At 73.8% G+C, this 14719-nt stretch carries 18 protein-coding genes; 11 read left to right on the top strand and 7 right to left on the bottom strand.

All coding sequences use genetic code 11. The features are described from left to right. Positions 1–140: 140 nt before the first annotated feature. The 3 genes from ABD973_RS14805 (at position 141) to ygfZ (ending at position 2276) form a co-directional block, all read left to right on the top strand. Positions 141–713, top strand: coding sequence for a heme-binding beta-barrel domain-containing protein (locus tag ABD973_RS14805; RefSeq protein WP_125821869.1), 573 nt, complete (start codon positions 141–143; stop codon positions 711–713). Between the two features lie 97 nt (positions 714–810). Continuing rightward, entirely contained in the window at positions 811–1287 is a 477-nt protein-coding gene (locus ABD973_RS14800) for a Fur family transcriptional regulator (protein WP_125599917.1), read from the top strand. Between the two features lie 20 nt (positions 1288–1307). Then, positions 1308–2276, top strand: a complete 969-nt coding sequence (ygfZ, locus tag ABD973_RS14795) for a CAF17-like 4Fe-4S cluster assembly/insertion protein YgfZ (RefSeq protein WP_125821870.1) — start codon at positions 1308–1310, stop codon at positions 2274–2276. A gap of 6 nt (positions 2277–2282) precedes the next feature. On the opposite strand, the gene dtd is transcribed toward ygfZ, so the two are convergent. Beyond that, positions 2283–2708: a D-aminoacyl-tRNA deacylase gene (gene dtd / locus ABD973_RS14790; protein WP_125599911.1), complete on the bottom strand. Its 426-nt coding sequence runs from the start codon at positions 2706–2708 to the stop codon at positions 2283–2285. Between the two features lie 132 nt (positions 2709–2840). Here dtd and ABD973_RS14785 point away from each other — a divergent pair, with 132 nt between their 5' ends. From ABD973_RS14785 to ABD973_RS14770, 4 genes are all read left to right on the top strand, one after another. Further along, positions 2841–3428, top strand: a complete 588-nt coding sequence (locus tag ABD973_RS14785; RefSeq protein WP_125599908.1) for an RsiG family protein — start codon at positions 2841–2843, stop codon at positions 3426–3428. 103 nt (positions 3429–3531) lie between these two features. After that, positions 3532–4776 carry a GNAT family N-acetyltransferase gene (locus ABD973_RS14780; protein ID WP_125821871.1) on the top strand — a complete coding sequence of 415 codons (1245 nt, stop codon included), beginning with the start codon at positions 3532–3534 and terminating at the stop codon, positions 4774–4776. Positions 4777–4869: 93 nt separating this feature from the next. After that, a complete protein-coding gene (locus tag ABD973_RS14775; protein ID WP_125821872.1) occupies positions 4870–5655 on the top strand; it encodes a putative protein N(5)-glutamine methyltransferase in 786 nt (261 codons plus the stop codon). A gap of 52 nt (positions 5656–5707) precedes the next feature. After that, positions 5708–6616: a sigma-70 family RNA polymerase sigma factor gene (locus ABD973_RS14770; protein WP_164721071.1), complete on the top strand. Its 909-nt coding sequence runs from the start codon at positions 5708–5710 to the stop codon at positions 6614–6616. 30 nt (positions 6617–6646) lie between these two features. On the opposite strand, the gene ABD973_RS14765 is transcribed toward ABD973_RS14770, so the two are convergent. Then, complete coding sequence (locus ABD973_RS14765) at positions 6647–6988, bottom strand: DoxX family protein (RefSeq protein WP_125603806.1); 342 nt, start codon at positions 6986–6988, stop codon at positions 6647–6649. Positions 6989–7110: 122 nt separating this feature from the next. Next, positions 7111–8070: an NAD(P)-dependent oxidoreductase gene (locus ABD973_RS14760; RefSeq protein ID WP_345500284.1), complete on the bottom strand. Its 960-nt coding sequence runs from the start codon at positions 8068–8070 to the stop codon at positions 7111–7113. Between the two features lie 66 nt (positions 8071–8136). Between ABD973_RS14760 and ABD973_RS14755 the strand changes: the two genes are divergently transcribed. Next, positions 8137–8490: a winged helix-turn-helix transcriptional regulator gene (locus tag ABD973_RS14755; RefSeq protein WP_125821875.1), complete on the top strand. Its 354-nt coding sequence runs from the start codon at positions 8137–8139 to the stop codon at positions 8488–8490. Positions 8491–8584: 94 nt separating this feature from the next. Here the strand turns inward: ABD973_RS14755 and ABD973_RS14750 are convergent, their stop codons facing one another. After that, complete coding sequence (locus tag ABD973_RS14750; protein ID WP_125603803.1) at positions 8585–9247, bottom strand: maleylpyruvate isomerase N-terminal domain-containing protein; 663 nt, start codon at positions 9245–9247, stop codon at positions 8585–8587. A gap of 122 nt (positions 9248–9369) precedes the next feature. Here ABD973_RS14750 and ABD973_RS14745 point away from each other — a divergent pair, with 122 nt between their 5' ends. From ABD973_RS14745 to ABD973_RS14735, 3 genes are all read left to right on the top strand, one after another. Next, on the top strand, positions 9370–9798 hold the full coding sequence (locus ABD973_RS14745; RefSeq protein ID WP_125821876.1) for a helix-turn-helix domain-containing protein: 429 nt from the start codon (positions 9370–9372) through the stop codon (positions 9796–9798). 23 nt (positions 9799–9821) lie between these two features. Then, entirely contained in the window at positions 9822–10397 is a 576-nt protein-coding gene (locus ABD973_RS14740; protein WP_125821877.1) for a hypothetical protein, read from the top strand. A gap of 124 nt (positions 10398–10521) precedes the next feature. Beyond that, entirely contained in the window at positions 10522–10860 is a 339-nt protein-coding gene (locus ABD973_RS14735) for a DUF2516 family protein (RefSeq protein WP_125603800.1), read from the top strand. 4 nt (positions 10861–10864) lie between these two features. On the opposite strand, the gene ABD973_RS14730 is transcribed toward ABD973_RS14735, so the two are convergent. The 3 genes from ABD973_RS14730 to ABD973_RS14720 all read right to left on the bottom strand — a co-directional run bounded on the left by ABD973_RS14730 (position 10865) and on the right by ABD973_RS14720 (position 14552). Then, the gene (locus ABD973_RS14730; RefSeq protein WP_345504591.1) at positions 10865–12091 is read right to left on the bottom strand and encodes a PP2C family protein-serine/threonine phosphatase; all 1227 of its coding nucleotides are present in this window, start codon (positions 12089–12091) and stop codon (positions 10865–10867) included. Between the two features lie 278 nt (positions 12092–12369). Then, on the bottom strand, positions 12370–13491 hold the full coding sequence (locus ABD973_RS14725; protein ID WP_345500283.1) for a C40 family peptidase: 1122 nt from the start codon (positions 13489–13491) through the stop codon (positions 12370–12372). A 248-nt stretch (positions 13492–13739) separates the two neighbouring features. Further along, a complete protein-coding gene (locus tag ABD973_RS14720; RefSeq protein ID WP_125821879.1) occupies positions 13740–14552 on the bottom strand; it encodes a class I SAM-dependent methyltransferase in 813 nt (270 codons plus the stop codon). Positions 14553–14719 lie beyond the last annotated feature (167 nt).

The raw sequence follows: 14719 nt of genomic DNA, 5'->3' as shown, positions 1-14719 counted from the left end.
CTCCCTGCTGGTCCTGGTCTGCGTCGGCGTCCTCGCCTTCACCGGCCTGGCCGTCAAGAAGCTGTACCAGGGTCAGCGCTGAGCATCCGCCCAGCCGACCGCCCCGGAACCCCTCCCACAGATCGCCTGAGCAGCCAACCATGATCCAGATCCCGTCCGACCTGAACCCGGGCCTCGTCCCCCTCGCCTTCCTCCTCGGCACCTGGGAAGGCGCAGGCGTGTTCGACTTCCCCGGCGAGGAGAAGTGCAACTTCGGCCAGGAAGTCGTCTTCAGCCACGACGGCCGGGACTTCCTGGAGTACACCTCCCGTACCTGGGTGCTCGACGCCGAGGGCAACAAGGTGCGCCCGCTGGAGTCCGAGTCGGGCTACTGGCGCATCGACAAGGACCGCAAGGTCGAGATCGTCATGGTCCGCGACCAGGGCGTCGTCGAGGTCTGGTACGGCGAGCTCGCCGACCAGAAGCCCCAGATCGACCTGGTCACCGACGCGGTCGCGCGTACCGCCGTGTCCGGCCCGTACAGCGGCGGCAAGCGCCTCTACGGCTACGTGAAGAGCGACCTCATGTGGGTCGGCGAGAAGGCCACCCCCGACGTCGAGCTGCGCCCGTACATGTCGGCCCAGCTCAAGAAGGTCGTCACCCCGGAGGAGATCGCCGACATGGCGCGCAACCTCCCGGAGCTCCCCGAGGACGGCATCGCCTTCTTCCGCTGAGCCCGCCCGGCCGTGAGGCCGCGAGCGCACGCAGGACGCAGGAGGACGGGGGACCGCGGGCTGACCGCGGTCCCCTTTCCGCGCTTACACTGGCCGGGTGGTGACCACCGACTGGAAGAGCGATCTGCGGCAGCGCGGCTACCGGCTGACACCGCAGCGCCAGCTCGTGCTCGAAGCGGTCGACGCCCTGGAGCACGCCAGCCCCGACGAGATCCTCGTGGAGGTCCGCAAGACGGCCTCCGGGGTGAACATCTCCACCGTCTACCGGACCCTGGAGCTTCTGGAGGAGCTCGGCCTGGTCTCCCACGCCCACCTCGGGCACGGAGCCCCCACCTACCACCTCGCCGACCGGCACCACCACATCCACCTCGTCTGCCGCGAGTGCACCGGCGTCATCGAGGCCGACGTGGGCATCGCCGACGAGTTCACGGCCAAGCTCCGCGCCACCTTCGGCTTCGAGACCGACATGAAGCACTTCGCGATCTTCGGGCTGTGCGAGAAGTGCGCGGCGGCCAAGCGCCAGGCGGGCCAGGGGGGCCAGGCGGCCCGGCAGGGCCAGGAGGGCTCGGCCTAGCGCCGTCGTAGGCTGGGGGCATGACCAGCAGCCCCTTGCTCCATCTTCCCGGCGCCGTAGCGGCCGAAGGCCGTGACGAGGGCGTCGCCGCCCACTACGGAGAGCTCTACGGCGAACAGCGCGCCCTCGCCGACGGCCGCGGCTTCGTCGACCTCTCCCACCGAGGGGTCGTCACCGTCACCGGGGCGGACCGGCTGAGCTGGCTGCACCTGCTGCTCACCCAACACGTCAGCGACCTCCCCGCCGGCCAGGCCACCGAGGCGCTGATCCTCTCCGCGAACGGGCACATCGAGCACGCCCTCTACCTCGTCGACGACGGCGAGACCGTCTGGGCGCACGTCGAGCCCGGCACCCAGGAGGCCCTCCTCGGCTACCTGGAGTCGATGAAGTTCTTCTACCGGGTCGAAGTCGCCGACCGCACGGCCGACTTCGCCGTCGTCCACCTCCCGGCCGGCTCCATCGCCGAGCCCGGCAAGGAGCACGTCGTACGCGAGACCGCGCACGGCCGGGACGTCTTCCTGCCCCGCCCGCAGCTGGAGACCTTCGCCGCCGCCCACGGCCCCGCCGCCGGGCTCCTCGCCTACGAGGCCCTGCGCGTCGAGGCGCACCGCCCGCGCGTCGGCGCCGAGACCGACCACCGCACCATCCCGCACGAGCTGGGCTGGATCGGCACCGCCGTGCACCTGCAGAAGGGCTGCTACCGGGGCCAGGAGACGGTGGCCCGCGTCCACAACCTGGGGAAGCCCCCGCGCCGCCTGGTCTTCCTGCACCTGGACGGCTCCGAGGTGCTGCTCCCGGTGCACGGGACGCCCGTACGGCTCGCCGCGGACGGGGAGGACGGGCGGCAGCTCGGCTTCGTCACCACCGCCGTCCGCCACCATGAGCTCGGCCCGATCGCCCTGGCCCTGGTCAAGCGGAACGTCCCGGTCGACGCCCCGCTGCTGGCCGGGAACACGGCCGCCGCGCAGGAGGTCGTCGTAGCGCCCTGACCGCCGCTACACGTCGATGACGACGGTGAACGGGCCGTGGTTCGTCAGCGAGACCCGCATGTCCGCGCCGAACCGGCCCGTCGCCACCGTCGCGCCCAGCGCCCGCAGCTGCGCCACGACCTCGTCGACCAGCGGCTCGGCCACCGGCCCGGGCGCGGCCGCGTTCCACGTGGGACGGCGGCCCTTGCGGGCGTCCCCGTACAGCGTGAACTGCGAGATCACCAGCAGCGGCGCGTCCACGTCGCTACAGGACTTCTCCGCCTCCAGGATCCGCACGGACCACAGCTTGCGGGCCAGCACCGCCGCCTTCTCGGGAGTGTCGTCGTGGGTCACCCCCACCAGCACGCACAGCCCCTCGCCGACGATCTCCCCGACCGTCTCGCCCGCCACGACGACACTCGCGCCGTCCACCCTCTGCACCACTGCTCGCATACCACCTGTGTACCAGGAGTGCACCCGTCCGGGGCCGATCGGGTGGACCGGGACTGCGTACGGACCACGGAGAGTGGCACCATGCACGCAGGCGGTGCCCCCAGCACCGGTCGAGGGGACGGATACAACGTCATGAACACTTCTGGTACCTCCGCACCTGCACCCGCGTCACCCGCTCCGGACACCCCCGCGGGCACCACGGGGCGGCCTCCCGCGCAGCGCACCGGCGAGTCGCTGGGGCCGACCACCCCCGCCACCGCCCTGGGCCTGCCCGAGCTGCGCGCGCTGCGCCGCGACGCGCAGCGCGACGAGGCCGACCTGAGCTACGTACGCAGGCTCCTGCAGGGCCGCATCGACATCCTGCGCGCCGAACTGGCCCGCCGGACGGCCACCGAGGCGCCGGTGGTGGACCGGCTCTCGGAGATCCTCGCCGACGCCCCGTCGAGCCGCAGTGCCTCCGCCCGGCACGTCACCCTCGGTACCCCGCACAACGAGGAGTTCCGGCTGCTGGCGGCGGAGATGCTGTCCGACGTGGAGCTCTCCGACCTGGAGGCGCGCACGGACGGGGAGCTGCACGCCGCGATGGGCCGGCTGGTCCGCTACGAGCAGCAGGTCTCGCGGCGCCGGCAGCAGCTCCAGCGGATGGCCGACGACTCCAGCGCGGAGATCACGCGCCGCTACCGCGAGGGCGAGGCGCAGGTGGACGACCTGCTGGCGTAGGGCGGGGGCGGCCGCCGGGGCCGGTTGCCGGGCCGCTCGGGGGCCGCTGGGCTGCGGAAATTGGGGCGACCGGTGTGGGGCGCGGCGGTTAGCGTGGCCGGTTATGAGTGCTGACGTGCGGCCGATCGCCGCGTCCGAACTGCCCGCCTGGCTCACCACGCTGAACTCGGGCTTCCTGACTCCGGGCACCGCGACGGAATCCGATGTGGCCCAGCGTGCCGCGCACACCGATCTCGCGCGGGTACAGGGGGCCTTCGACAAGGAGACCGGCCGGTGCGTGGCCACCTTCCGGTCCTTCGCCCAGGAAGTGACCGTGCCGGGCGGTGCCGCCGTCGGGAGCAGTGCGGTCTCCAACGTGGCCGTGCTGCCCACCCACCGCCGGCAGGGGCTGCTGACGCGGATGATGGAGGCCGAGCTGGCCGCCGCGCACGCGCGCGGTGACGTCCTGTCGACGCTGATCGCCGCCGAGTACCCGATCTACGGGCGCTACGGCTACGGCGCCGCGACCGTTCACGCCGAGTGGGAGGTCGACGTCGCCCGCACGGGCCTGGACCGCAGCCGTCCGGCGCCGGTCGACGGCGGCCGGATCGACCTGGTCGACGCCGCCGAGGTGCGGCGCGTGGGTCCCGCCCTGCACGAGCGGCTGCGGGCCGCCCGGCACGGCATGGTCGACCGGGACGCGCGCTGGTGGAGCCTGAAGACGGGCCTGGAGCAGATGTCGCACCGCCCGTACCGGGAGAAGATGCAGGCCGTGTACCGGGACGCGGCCGGTGAGGTGGCGGGGCTGGCCGTCTACCAGGCCGACGACCACTGGACGGACGCGAAGACCCCGCTGAACACCGTCCAGGTCGTCGACTTCCTCGCGGCGACCCCGCAGGCGGAGCGTGCGCTGTGGCACTTCCTGTGTTCCATCGACTGGGTGCTGAAGGTCCGTACCGGCAACCGCGCCCCCGACGACCTGCTGCCGGAGCTGCTGCCCGACGCGCGGGCGGCCCGGCCGGTGTCGGCGGCCGACTTCCTGTGGGTGCGGGTCCTGGACGTCGTACGGGCGCTGGGGGCGCGGGCGTACGAGGTGCCGGGGGTGCTGGTGCTGGAGGTCGAGGACGCCACGGGTCCGGCGGGCGGCCGCTACCGGCTGGACGCGGGCGCCGGCACGTGTACGCGTACCGAGGGGCCGGCCGGGGTGCGGCTGGACGTGTCCGCGCTGGGGTCCCTGTACCTGGGGGACGCGTCGGCGGTGCGGCTGGCCGCGCTGGGCCGGGTCGCCGAGCTGGAGCCGGGGGCCGTCGCGCTGGCCGACGCGGTGTTCCGCACCGCGCGCCGGCCGTGGTGCCCGGACGTCTTCTGAGCCCCGGCGGGCGGTGACATGACGGACCGGGCCGTCCGGCCGGGTCCGGGCGCCGCCGGGGGCCTATCGTCGGCACCGGCAGAACCAAGAGGATTGAGCTACGTGACTTCGATTGTGGAACGGCTGCGCGCGGCGGGCTGTGTCTTCGCGGAGGAGGAGGCCGGCCTGCTGGTCGCGGCCGCCACCGACGACGGGCACCTGGCGGGCATGGTCGCCCGCCGGGTGGCGGGTGAACCGCTGGAGCACGTCGTGGGCTGGGCGGAGTTCTGCGGACTGCGGGTGGAGGTGGGCGCGGGGGCGTTCGTGCCGCGCAGGCGCACGGAGTTCCTGGTCCAGGAGGCGGTGGAGCTGGCCCGCCCCGGTGCGGTGGTGCTGGACCTGTGCTGCGGTGTCGGCGCGCTCGGCGCGGCGGTGGCGGCCCAGGTCCCGGGCGGGGTCGAGCTGCACGCGGCCGACGTGGACCCGGCGGCGCTGGTGTACGCGCGGCGCAACGTGGCCCCGTACGGCGGTGCGGTGTGGCAGGGCGACCTGTACGCGGCGCTCCCGGCGGAGCTGCGGGGGCGGGTGGACGTGCTGGTGGTCAACGCCCCGTACGTGCCGACGGGGGAGATCGGGCTGATGCCGTCCGAGGCCCGCGACCACGAGCCGCTGGTGTCCCTGGACGGGGGCGCGGACGGCCTGGACGTGCACCGCCGGGTCGCGGCGGGGGCGCTGGAGTGGCTCGCGCCGGGCGGGCACCTGCTGATGGAGACCAGTGCCAGGCAGGCGCCGCTGACGGCGTCCGCGCTGACCGGGGGCGGTCTCGTGGTGCGGGCGGCCGGTTCGGAGGAGCTGTACGCGACGGTGGTCATCGGACGGGCGCCGGCTCCGGCTGCCTGAGGAAGCAAGGGGAGGGGCGGAAGTGGACGAGGTCGTGGACGCGGACGAGGGCGTGGGCGGGGGCGGCGACGCCGGTGGCGGGGCTGCGCTGACGGAGCTGTTCGAGGAGCACCGCAGCCACCTGCGGGCGGTCTCCTACCGGATGCTCGGTTCGCTCAGCGAGGCCGACGACGCCGTCCAGGAGACCTGGCTGCGGCTGAACCGCACGGACGTGAGCGGGGTGGAGAACCTCGGGGGCTGGCTGACGACGGTGGTCTCGCGGATCTGCCTCAACCTGCTGCGCTCGCGCGAGGCGCGGCGCGAGGACCCGGTGGAGCGGCTGGAGACGCGGGTCCCGGACCCGCTCATCAGCCCGGCGCGGCGGATCGACCCCGAGCAGGAGGTCCTGCTCGCCGACTCGGTGGGGCTGGCGCTGATGGTGGTGATGGAGTCGCTGGCTCCGGCGGAGCGGCTGGCGTTCGTCCTGCACGACATGTTCGCGGTGCCGTTCGACGAGATCGCGCCGCTGATCGAGAAGTCCGCGGCGGCGACCAGGCAGCTCGCCAGCCGGGCGCGCCGCAAGGTGCAGGGTCAGGCCCCGGCGCCCGACGCGGACCTGGCCCGTCAGCGGGAGGCGGTGGACGCGTTCTTCGCCGCCGCGCGGGACGGGGAGTTCGAGGCGCTGGTGGCGGTGCTCGACCCGGACGTGGTGCTGCGTTCCGACGGGGGTGTGGGCGGTCGGCAGACGGTGGTCTTCACCGGTGCGCGGGAAGTGGCGGGCCAGGCGGCGAGCTATCGCGCGCTCACGCCGTTCGTGCGGCCCGCGCTCGTCAACGGCGCGGCCGGGGTGGTCGTCGTACCGAAGGCGAACGCGGTGGCCGTCATGGCCTTCACGGTCGTCGGGGGGAAGATCGTGGCGATCGACGTGCTGTCCGACCTGGCGCGGCTCAAGGAGCTCGACCTGTCGGCGCTGGAGGGCTGAGGCGGCGGGGCCGCCGCCCCGCCCCGGCCGTCAGACGGTCAGGGCGAGGGCGACGGCCATCGGCGCGGAGTAGATCACCGGGAAGACGACGTGGGCGTAGTCCCGGGCCCGCAGGGTGACGATGACGGCGCCGATGAAGTACAGCACCAGGCCGGTGCCGGCGGCGATGCCGAGGGCGGGGACGACGAACCCGGCGAGGAGGCCGAGGCCGCCGGCGAGCTTCGCGGTGGCGAGCAGGTTCCACGTCTTCTCGGGGACGCCGTACTGGACGAGGGGCTCGACCGTGTACTTCGAGCGGGTGTAGAGCGAGATGGCCGAGTAGATGGCGAGGACGGCGGCGATGATGGTGAAGACGGTGGCGGTGGTGGACATCGGGGGCTCCTTCGGGGCGGTCTCGCTTGCTGCGACATCCCTTTGACCCGCCGCGCCGCGCGGATGTGACAGCCCGCCGGAAGTTTTTTCCGGCGGGCCGCGTGGGGGGTGTCGCGGGGGTGTCAGCCGGCTGCGGGGACGGCCGTCCTGCCGAGGAGTTCGGCGACGCGGATGAAGCCGTCGCCGCCGTGGCCGTGGGCGATGGCCCGCTGGGCCAGGCCCTCGGTCGCGCGCATCAGGGCGGCTTCGATGCCGTGCGCCTCGGAGGCGTGGATGATGTGGGCCATGGACGAGGCCCCGGAGGTCAGCGGGTTGAGCCGGCCGGAGTAGCTGCCGCTGTCCACGTCGGCGGCGAACTCCTCGAAGAGCGGCGGCAGGATCGTGGCGATGCCCTGGGCGAACGGGGTCAGTTCGCCGGCGCTGACGCCCTCGGCCTTCGCCACCGCCAGGGCGTGGGCGTAGCCGGCCATCGAGGTCCAGAAGATGTCCAGCAGGGCGATGTCGTACGCGGCCGCGCGGCCGATGTCCTGCCCGAGGTGGGTGTGGGTGCCGCCGAGGAGGTCGAGGAGGGGCCGGTGTTCGCGGTAGAGGTCCTCGGGGCCGCTGTGGATGAACACCGCGTCCGGGGTGCCGATGGTGGGGGTCGGGGTCATGATCGCCCCGTCGAGGTAGCGGATGCCGTGGCCGGAGGCCCAGGCGCCGGTGTCGCGGGCCCGGGCGGGGGTGTCGGCGGTCAGGTTGAGGAGGGTGCGGCCCTTCAGGGCGGCGGTGACGGCGTCGGGCCGCAGGATCGCGTCGGCGGCGTCGTAGTTGACCACGCAGACCACGGTCAGCGCGCTGGCGGCGACCGCCTCCTGGGCCGACGCGGCGGCGACGGCACCGCGTGCGACGAGGTCCTGGGCGCGGCCGGGGGTGCGGTTCCAGACGGTGGTGCGCACCCCGGCGTCGAGGAAGGCGCCGGCCAGGGCCCGGCCCATCGGGCCGAGGCCGAGCACGGTGACGGCGGGCTGCCGGGCGGAGGCGGAGGCGGACGTGGAGGTGGAGGTGGAGGTGGAGGTGGAGGTGGACGTGGACGTGGACATGAAAAACTCAACTCCCGTGGAAACATGGGTGGTACGAGAACGGGCCGGCAGGAGAGGGACGGGGAGATGACGCGGAGTCGCGCACAGGATCCGAACGTCTGCGGGGTCACCGCCGCGATGGCGGTGATCGACGGGAAGTGGAAGACGTCCCTGCTGTGGATGCTGGAGGACGGTCCCCAGCGTCCGGGCGAGCTGCGGCGCCGGATGCCGGGCCTCAGCGAGAAGGTGCTGACCCAGGCGCTGCGCGAGATGGAGGCCGACGAGATCGTGCACCGGGAGGTGCACGACGTGCTGCCGTTGAAGACCGAGTACTCGCTGACCGACTTCGGCCGGGCGCTCGCGCAGGCGGTGGCGCCGCTGTCCGACTGGGGTCACCAGCGGCTGGACCGTATGGCGGAGTCCCGCCGCGCGGCTTCCTGATCCCTTCCTTCCGGCCGCTGGACCAAGCTTTGCCGGGCGGCGGCGCCCCGCCAAGTACCCACCTTTTTGTGGGTACCCGGGGGCGGGGGCCGTTTCAGGCGAGGTGGAGCGGTACGCGCGCGCCCAGTTCCCCGGGCTGTGAGAGCGCGGCCTCCTCGGCCGGGGTCGGGGCGCGCCGGCCGGTGCCGACCAGCAGCGCGTCCTCGTCGCGGAACCCCGCCGGGAACGCCGCCCCGGCGATCCGTTCCAGCAGCGCCCGGGCCCCGGCGAGGGCCTGGGCGGGCGGCCGCGGCGCGTGCGGGAGGTGCGCGACCAGGTCGAGGTGGTGCAGCGTCCACTCCAGGACGTACGCGGACAGGTAGTCGCCGGCGGTGAGTACCTGGTCGCGGGTGCCGACGCGGGCCGAGGGGTCCGCGAGCGCGCCGGCGCGTCCGGCGGCGGAGCCGACGTCGTCGAGGTGGAACTGGAGCAGCCGGGGCTCCCCGTAGGCGGCGGCCAGCCGCACGGTCAGCGCGTCGAGCGGGTCCTGGCCGTCGGGGGCGTCGCCGGCCTGCCAGTAGCCGGCCGCGTCCCGGGTGGGCTCCGCGTCGGAGGGCGTGGCGAGGGTGATCAGCACGTCCTGGGCGTCGATGACCAGATGGCACACCAGGTCGCGTACGAGCCACCCGCGGCAGCCGGACGGCCGTGCGAAGTCCTCGTCGGCCAGGCCGGCGACCGCCGCGCGCAGCGCCGCCCACGACAGTGAGAAGAGGTCCACGCCCGCAAGCTAGCACCGGGCGGGCCGGGGAGGCGCGGACTTCGGCCGGGTGGGTCGGGCCCGGTGGGAGCTATTGCTAGCAAGCGCTTGCAATAGTTAGCAAGGTGGGGCAGGATCGGGGCATGGCATCGCTCAACGTCGGAAACCTCGGCGAATACCTCCGCGAGCAGCGGCGGCAGGCCCAGCTCTCGCTGCGGCAGCTCGCCGACGCGGCGGGGGTGTCGAATCCGTACCTGAGCCAGATCGAGCGCGGGCTGCGCAAGCCGAGCGCGGACATCCTCCAGCAGCTGGCCAAGGCGCTGCGGATCTCCGCCGAAACGCTGTACGTGCAGGCCGGGATCCTCGACGAGCGGGACCGGGACGAGGTGGAGACGCGGGCCGTCATCCTCTCCGACCCGTCGATCAACGAGCGGCAGAAGCAGGTGCTGCTCCAGATCTACGACGCGTTCCGCAAGGAGAACGCGCTGGAGGCCGACGAGGCTCCCGGCGAGGACGCGGCCGGCCGTGCCGGCGGCGCCGGTGACGACGTCGCGATGCCCCCTACGAATTGACTGTGATCCGGGAGGACCCGCACATGGCCATCGCCGATGACCTGAAGAAGACCCTCACCGACCCCACCCCCCTCTACTTCGCCGCCGGCACGGCCGACCTCGCCGTCCAGCAGGCCAAGAAGGTGCCCGCGCTCATCGAGCAGCTGCGCGCCGAGGCCCCCGCGCGCATCGAGGCCGTGAAGAACACCGACCCGAAGGCCGTGCAGGAGGCCGTCACCGCCAAGGTCACCGGCGTCCTCGGCTCGATCGACCCGAAGAAGCTCGGCGAGACCGCCCAGGACCTGGCGCTGCGCGGCGTCGGCGTGGCCGCCGAGTACGCCGTCCGGGCCAAGGAGACCTACGACAAGGTCGCCGAGCACGGCGAGCAGACCGTGCGCGCCTGGCGCGGCGAGGTCGCCGAGGAGATCGTGGACATCGCCGGGGCCGTGGAGCCGGAGCCCGTGCGGGAGCCGGCGCAGGAGCCCGCCCCGGCCGAGGCGTCGGGACAGGCGCCGGCGTCGGCCGAGTCCGCCGACGGGGAGAAGCCCGCCGCGAAGAAGCCCGCCGCGCGCCGCACCGCAGCGAAGAAGGCCACCGCCGAGGTCGGCGAAGGGGCCTGAACGACCCCATAACGGACCGGGCACCTGGCGGGTGCCCGGTTCGTTGTCGTTTGGGAAGACGGCTCCGGCGGTAGCGTGGAGCAGTGGAGCCAGTGGTACCGGATGCGAGAAGGCGGTCGAGACGATGCTGATGCAGGGGTTCGATAACGGGGTGCTCCCGTTGCTCGGCTACGCCATGCTGGCGCTCGCCGTCGTGGCCTTCGTGCTGGCGCTGCTGGCGCGCGAGGACGCGTACCGGGCCGCCGAGAAGCAGACGAAGACCTTCTGGCTGGTCATCCTCGGGATCACCGTCCTCGTGGACTTCTTCCTGGGGATGCTGTTCCTGCAGATCGCGGGCCTGGTCGCCAGCATCGTCTTCTTCGTCGACGTGCGCCCCGCCCTCAAGCAGGTCTCGGGCGGCGGCCCGCGCCGCGGCGGCAGCAGCAGCGACGGCCCCTACGGTCCGTACAACGGCGGCCGCTGAGCCCCTATCCGGCCGCGCGGGAGAGCAGGACCACGGCGACGTCGTCGGTGAGCTCGCCCCCGTTGAGGCGGCGGGCCTCGGTGACGGACGCCTCCAGCAGCGCCTCGCCGCTCAGGCCCCGCTCGATGTGCCGGTTGATCATCTCGACCATGCCGTCCTGCCCGAGGCGCTCGCGGCCGTCGCCGATGCGGCCCTCGATGAGCCCGTCGGTGTAGAGCATCAGGCTCCAGGTGCCGCCCAGGTCGACCTGGCGGCGGGGCCAGCGGGCCCGGGGGAGCAGCCCGAGCGCCGGGCCGCTGTTCTCGTACGGGAGCAGCCGGGCGGGCTTGCCCGGCCTCGATATCAGCGGGGCCGGATGCCCGGCCAGGCACAGGCCCGCGCGCCGGCCGTCCGGGGAGATGTCCACGGTGCACAGCGTCGCGAAGATCTCCTCGCAGGGCCGCTCCACCTCCAGGACCTCCTGGAGGGTGGCGAGCAGGTCGTCCCCGCACAGCCCCGCCAGCGTCAGCGCGCGCCAGGCGATGCGCAGCTCGACGCCGAGGGCCGCCTCGTCGGGGCCGTGGCCGCAGACGTCGCCGATCATGGCGTGGACGGTGCCGTCGGGGGTGCGGACGGTGTCGTAGAAGTCGCCGCCGAGCAGGGCCCGGCTGCGGCCGGGGCGGTAGCGGGCGGCGAAGCGGAGGTCGGAGCCGTCCAGGAGCGGGGTGGGGAGCAGGCCGCGCTCCAGGCGGGCGTTCTCCTGGGCGCGCAGTTTCGATTCTGCGAGCTTGTACTGGGCGATGTCCGCGCGCTTTCTCTCCACGGCGTAGCGGATGGCGCGGCTCAGCAGCCGGCCGTCGAGCTCGTCGCGGTAGAGGAAGTCCTGGGCGCCCACGCGGACGGCCTCGGCGGCGCGGTCGGCGTCCGCTTCGCCGGTCAGGACGAGCACGGCGTGGCGCGGGGCGATGCGGAGCACCTCGCGCAGGGCGCCGAGGCCGTCCTCGTCGGGGCCGGGCAGGGCCAGGTCGAGCAGTACGCAGTGCACGTCCGGGGTGAGCAGCCGTGCGGCCTCGGTGAGGTTGCGGGCGCTGCGGATCCGGATCCGGTGGCCGTCGGCGTCGAGGATCTCGGGGACGGTGAGGCCGCCGGCGGGGTCGTCCTCGACGACCAGCAGCGTCAGGGACGCCGCCGCCACCGCTGCCGCTGCCTGCGGGGCGGGGGTGTCCCGCTGCCGCGGTACGGGTACGGGCATCGTCTCCGGTTCCTTGCCTCCCCCCGAAGGTGCGCTCATGCGGTGACCCTAGCGGGCGGGTGCGGGCGAGCGGAATGGCCGCCGGCCGGGGGCCGCCGTCATATGCCCCTATCGCGGGGGAAAACCGCGCCCCCGGGATGACCAACGTCACGACCCCCGCCCCCGCCATCCCGCCCACCGAGACCCCGGCCCGGGCGCGGTAGCGCCGCCGGCGCGCGGTGCACGGCGGAGCCTGCGGGGCCCGGGGCCCCGGGTGGGGGGTGCCGCGCGGCCCGGGCTTACGCGTCGGGGCGGACCACGGCCTTGATCGGCATCGAGCCCGCCCCCGCCATCGTCACCGTGCGCCCCGGCCGCGGGGCGTGGACCATCGCGCCGTCGCCCACGTACATCCCGACGTGGGTCGCGTCGTCGAAGTAGATGATGAGGTCCCCCGGCCGCATGTCCTTCAGCGCCACCTTCGGCAGCAGCCGCAGCTGCTCCTGCGAGGTGCGCGGGATGCCCCGTCCCGCCGCCAGCCAGGCCTGGGAGGTCAGTCCGGAGCAGTCGAAGGAGTCCGGTCCCGTCGCGCCCCAGACGTACGGCTTGCCGATCTGCGCCGTGGCCCACTGCACGGCCCGCTTGCCCGCGTCCGTGGCGGCGCCGTTGACGTCCTTCATCCCGCCCGAGGACAGCCACGCCGTCTGCGCCTTGTACTGCGCTTCCTGCTCCAGCTGGATCAGCCGGGCCTTCTCCTCGGCCTCCAGCCGGTTCTCCAGGGCCTCCGCCGTCTTGATCTTCTCCTCGATCTCCTTCTTGGCGGCTTCCTTCTTGGCCCTGTTGTCCTCCATCTTCTGCCAGAGCGCGCCCGCTTCCTTCGCGTACCGCTCCAAGTCCGTCTGTGTGCGGTTCAGTTCGGACAGCAGGTCCGTGGTGGCCTTCTCGCCCTGCCGCAACCGGCCGGTCCCGTCCAGGTAGTCGGCCGGGCTCTCGCTCAACGCCAGCCGAGCGCCCGGCGGCAGGCCGCCCGAGCGGTACTGGGCGCGGGCGGCGGCGCCCGCGCGGGCCTTCAGGGAGGAGATCCGGTCCTGGCCCGCCACCACCAGGTTGGCGATCTGGACGATCCGCTCGGACTGGGCCTTCGTCTCGCCCTCCGCGAGGTTGTACGCGTCCGTCGCCGCGCCGGCCTGCCGGTAGAGGTCCTCTATCTCCTTGCGGACCTGCTCCAGGGACTTGGCCCCCGGCTCGGGCGCGGGAGCCGCCGGTGCGGCGGGGGCCGACGGGGCGGAGGGGGCGGAGGGCGCGCCCGGGGCGGCGTACGCGGTGCCCGCGAGGCCCGGCGCGGCCAGTATCGCCATGGCGCACAGCAGCGTGAGAGCGGACGCTCCCTGCCGACGCGACGACGCTCGCTTCACGGTCCCCATGGCTCCCCCAGGCGCCCCGGGTCAGACCGACGTCCCCGGTCAGGACGGGCGAACCGGACTGGACCGGACCGGACCGGACATCAGATCTGACTATTCATCAGTAACTTGGCACTGTCACCGGGATGGTGCCACGACTCGGTGAATTCCAACACCCTCCGGATGCCGCCCCGATCATGACCGCACCCGCCCCGGCCGTCCCAGCCGACTCAACGGCCCGCCCCCAACGCCGGTTCCCCGCCGCGCGAGGTTCACCCCGCCGGGCGCAACGCCTCCCACCGCACCGTCAGTTCCCCCTGCCGCCACCGCACCGGACCGTCCGCCAGCGGCCAGTCCGCGGCCAGCGCCCGCGCCGTCCGGATCCACCGCTGCCGCGCCCCGTACGAGGCGTACGGAGCAGCCGCCGCCCACGCCCGGTCGAAGTCGCGCAGGAACGCGTGCACCGGCTCACCCGGCACGTTCCGGTGGATCAGCGCCTTCGGCAGCCGCTCCGCCAGGTCCGAGGGCCGCTCCAGCGACCCCAGCCGCGTCGCGAACGTCACCGTCCGCGGCCCCTCCGGCCCCAGCGCCACCCACACGTGCCGCCGGCCGATCTCGTCGCAGGTCCCCTCCACCAGCAGCCCGCCCGGCGCCAGCCGCCCGCACAGCCGCTGCCACACCTGCGCGACCTGCTCCTCGTCGTACTGCCGCAGCACGTTCGCCGCGCGGATCAGCGCGGGCCGCTCACCGCCGTCCAGCGGCACCTCGAAGCCCCCGTGCCGGAAGCTCAGCCCCTCCCGCTCGTACGGCTTCGCCCCCGCCACCCGCGCCGGCTCGATCTCGATCCCGACCACCCGCACCCCCGGCGCCGCCTCCCTCAGCCGCGCCAGCAGCTCCACCGCCGTCCACGGCGCGGCCCCGTACCCCAGGTCCACCGCCACCGGCGCGTCCGCCCGGCGCAGCGCCGACCCGTGCGCGGCCGCGATCCAGCGGTCCATGCGGCGCAGCCGGTTCGGGTTCGTCGTCCCGCGCGTCACGGTGCCCACGGGGCGCTTCGAGGACGGCGGAGTGCTGCGGGAGACCATGCGCCGAGCGTAAGCGGAGGGCACGGCCAAGATAAAAATCCGGCAAACGGCCAGGAACATCCGGGCTCCCGGAATGCGGCGGACCGCCATCCGGGTTGCACTCCTTGCAGGGCGCCGACCGCGCTCCCGCAGTCATGCCGCCCCACCGGCGCTGCCGACCCGCCGCC

Source organism: Streptomyces racemochromogenes, assembly GCF_039535215.1.
Taxonomy (GTDB): domain Bacteria; phylum Actinomycetota; class Actinomycetes; order Streptomycetales; family Streptomycetaceae; genus Streptomyces; species Streptomyces racemochromogenes.
This window is presented reverse-complemented; position numbering and strand designations above follow the sequence as displayed.

Bases quoted from the DNA above. Each gene is read 5' to 3' on its own strand.
- ABD973_RS14805 (WP_125821869.1), top strand. From the start codon at position 141: ATGATCCAGATCCCGTCCGACCTGAACCCGGGCCTCGTCCCCCTCGCC.
- ygfZ (WP_125821870.1), top strand. From the start codon at position 1,308: ATGACCAGCAGCCCCTTGCTCCATCTTCCCGGCGCCGTAGCGGCCGAA.
- dtd (WP_125599911.1), bottom strand. From the start codon at position 2,708: ATGCGAGCAGTGGTGCAGAGGGTGGACGGCGCGAGTGTCGTCGTGGCG.
- ABD973_RS14785 (WP_125599908.1), top strand. From the start codon at position 2,841: ATGAACACTTCTGGTACCTCCGCACCTGCACCCGCGTCACCCGCTCCG.
- ABD973_RS14780 (WP_125821871.1), top strand. From the start codon at position 3,532: ATGAGTGCTGACGTGCGGCCGATCGCCGCGTCCGAACTGCCCGCCTGG.
- ABD973_RS14765 (WP_125603806.1), bottom strand. From the start codon at position 6,988: ATGTCCACCACCGCCACCGTCTTCACCATCATCGCCGCCGTCCTCGCC.
- ABD973_RS14760 (WP_345500284.1), bottom strand. From the start codon at position 8,070: ATGTCCACGTCCACGTCCACCTCCACCTCCACCTCCACCTCCACCTCC.
- ABD973_RS14755 (WP_125821875.1), top strand. From the start codon at position 8,137: ATGACGCGGAGTCGCGCACAGGATCCGAACGTCTGCGGGGTCACCGCC.
- ABD973_RS14745 (WP_125821876.1), top strand. From the start codon at position 9,370: ATGGCATCGCTCAACGTCGGAAACCTCGGCGAATACCTCCGCGAGCAG.
- ABD973_RS14740 (WP_125821877.1), top strand. From the start codon at position 9,822: ATGGCCATCGCCGATGACCTGAAGAAGACCCTCACCGACCCCACCCCC.
- ABD973_RS14735 (WP_125603800.1), top strand. From the start codon at position 10,522: ATGCTGATGCAGGGGTTCGATAACGGGGTGCTCCCGTTGCTCGGCTAC.
- ABD973_RS14730 (WP_345504591.1), bottom strand. From the start codon at position 12,091: ATGCCCGTACCCGTACCGCGGCAGCGGGACACCCCCGCCCCGCAGGCA.
- ABD973_RS14725 (WP_345500283.1), bottom strand. From the start codon at position 13,491: ATGGGGACCGTGAAGCGAGCGTCGTCGCGTCGGCAGGGAGCGTCCGCT.
- ABD973_RS14720 (WP_125821879.1), bottom strand. From the start codon at position 14,552: ATGGTCTCCCGCAGCACTCCGCCGTCCTCGAAGCGCCCCGTGGGCACC.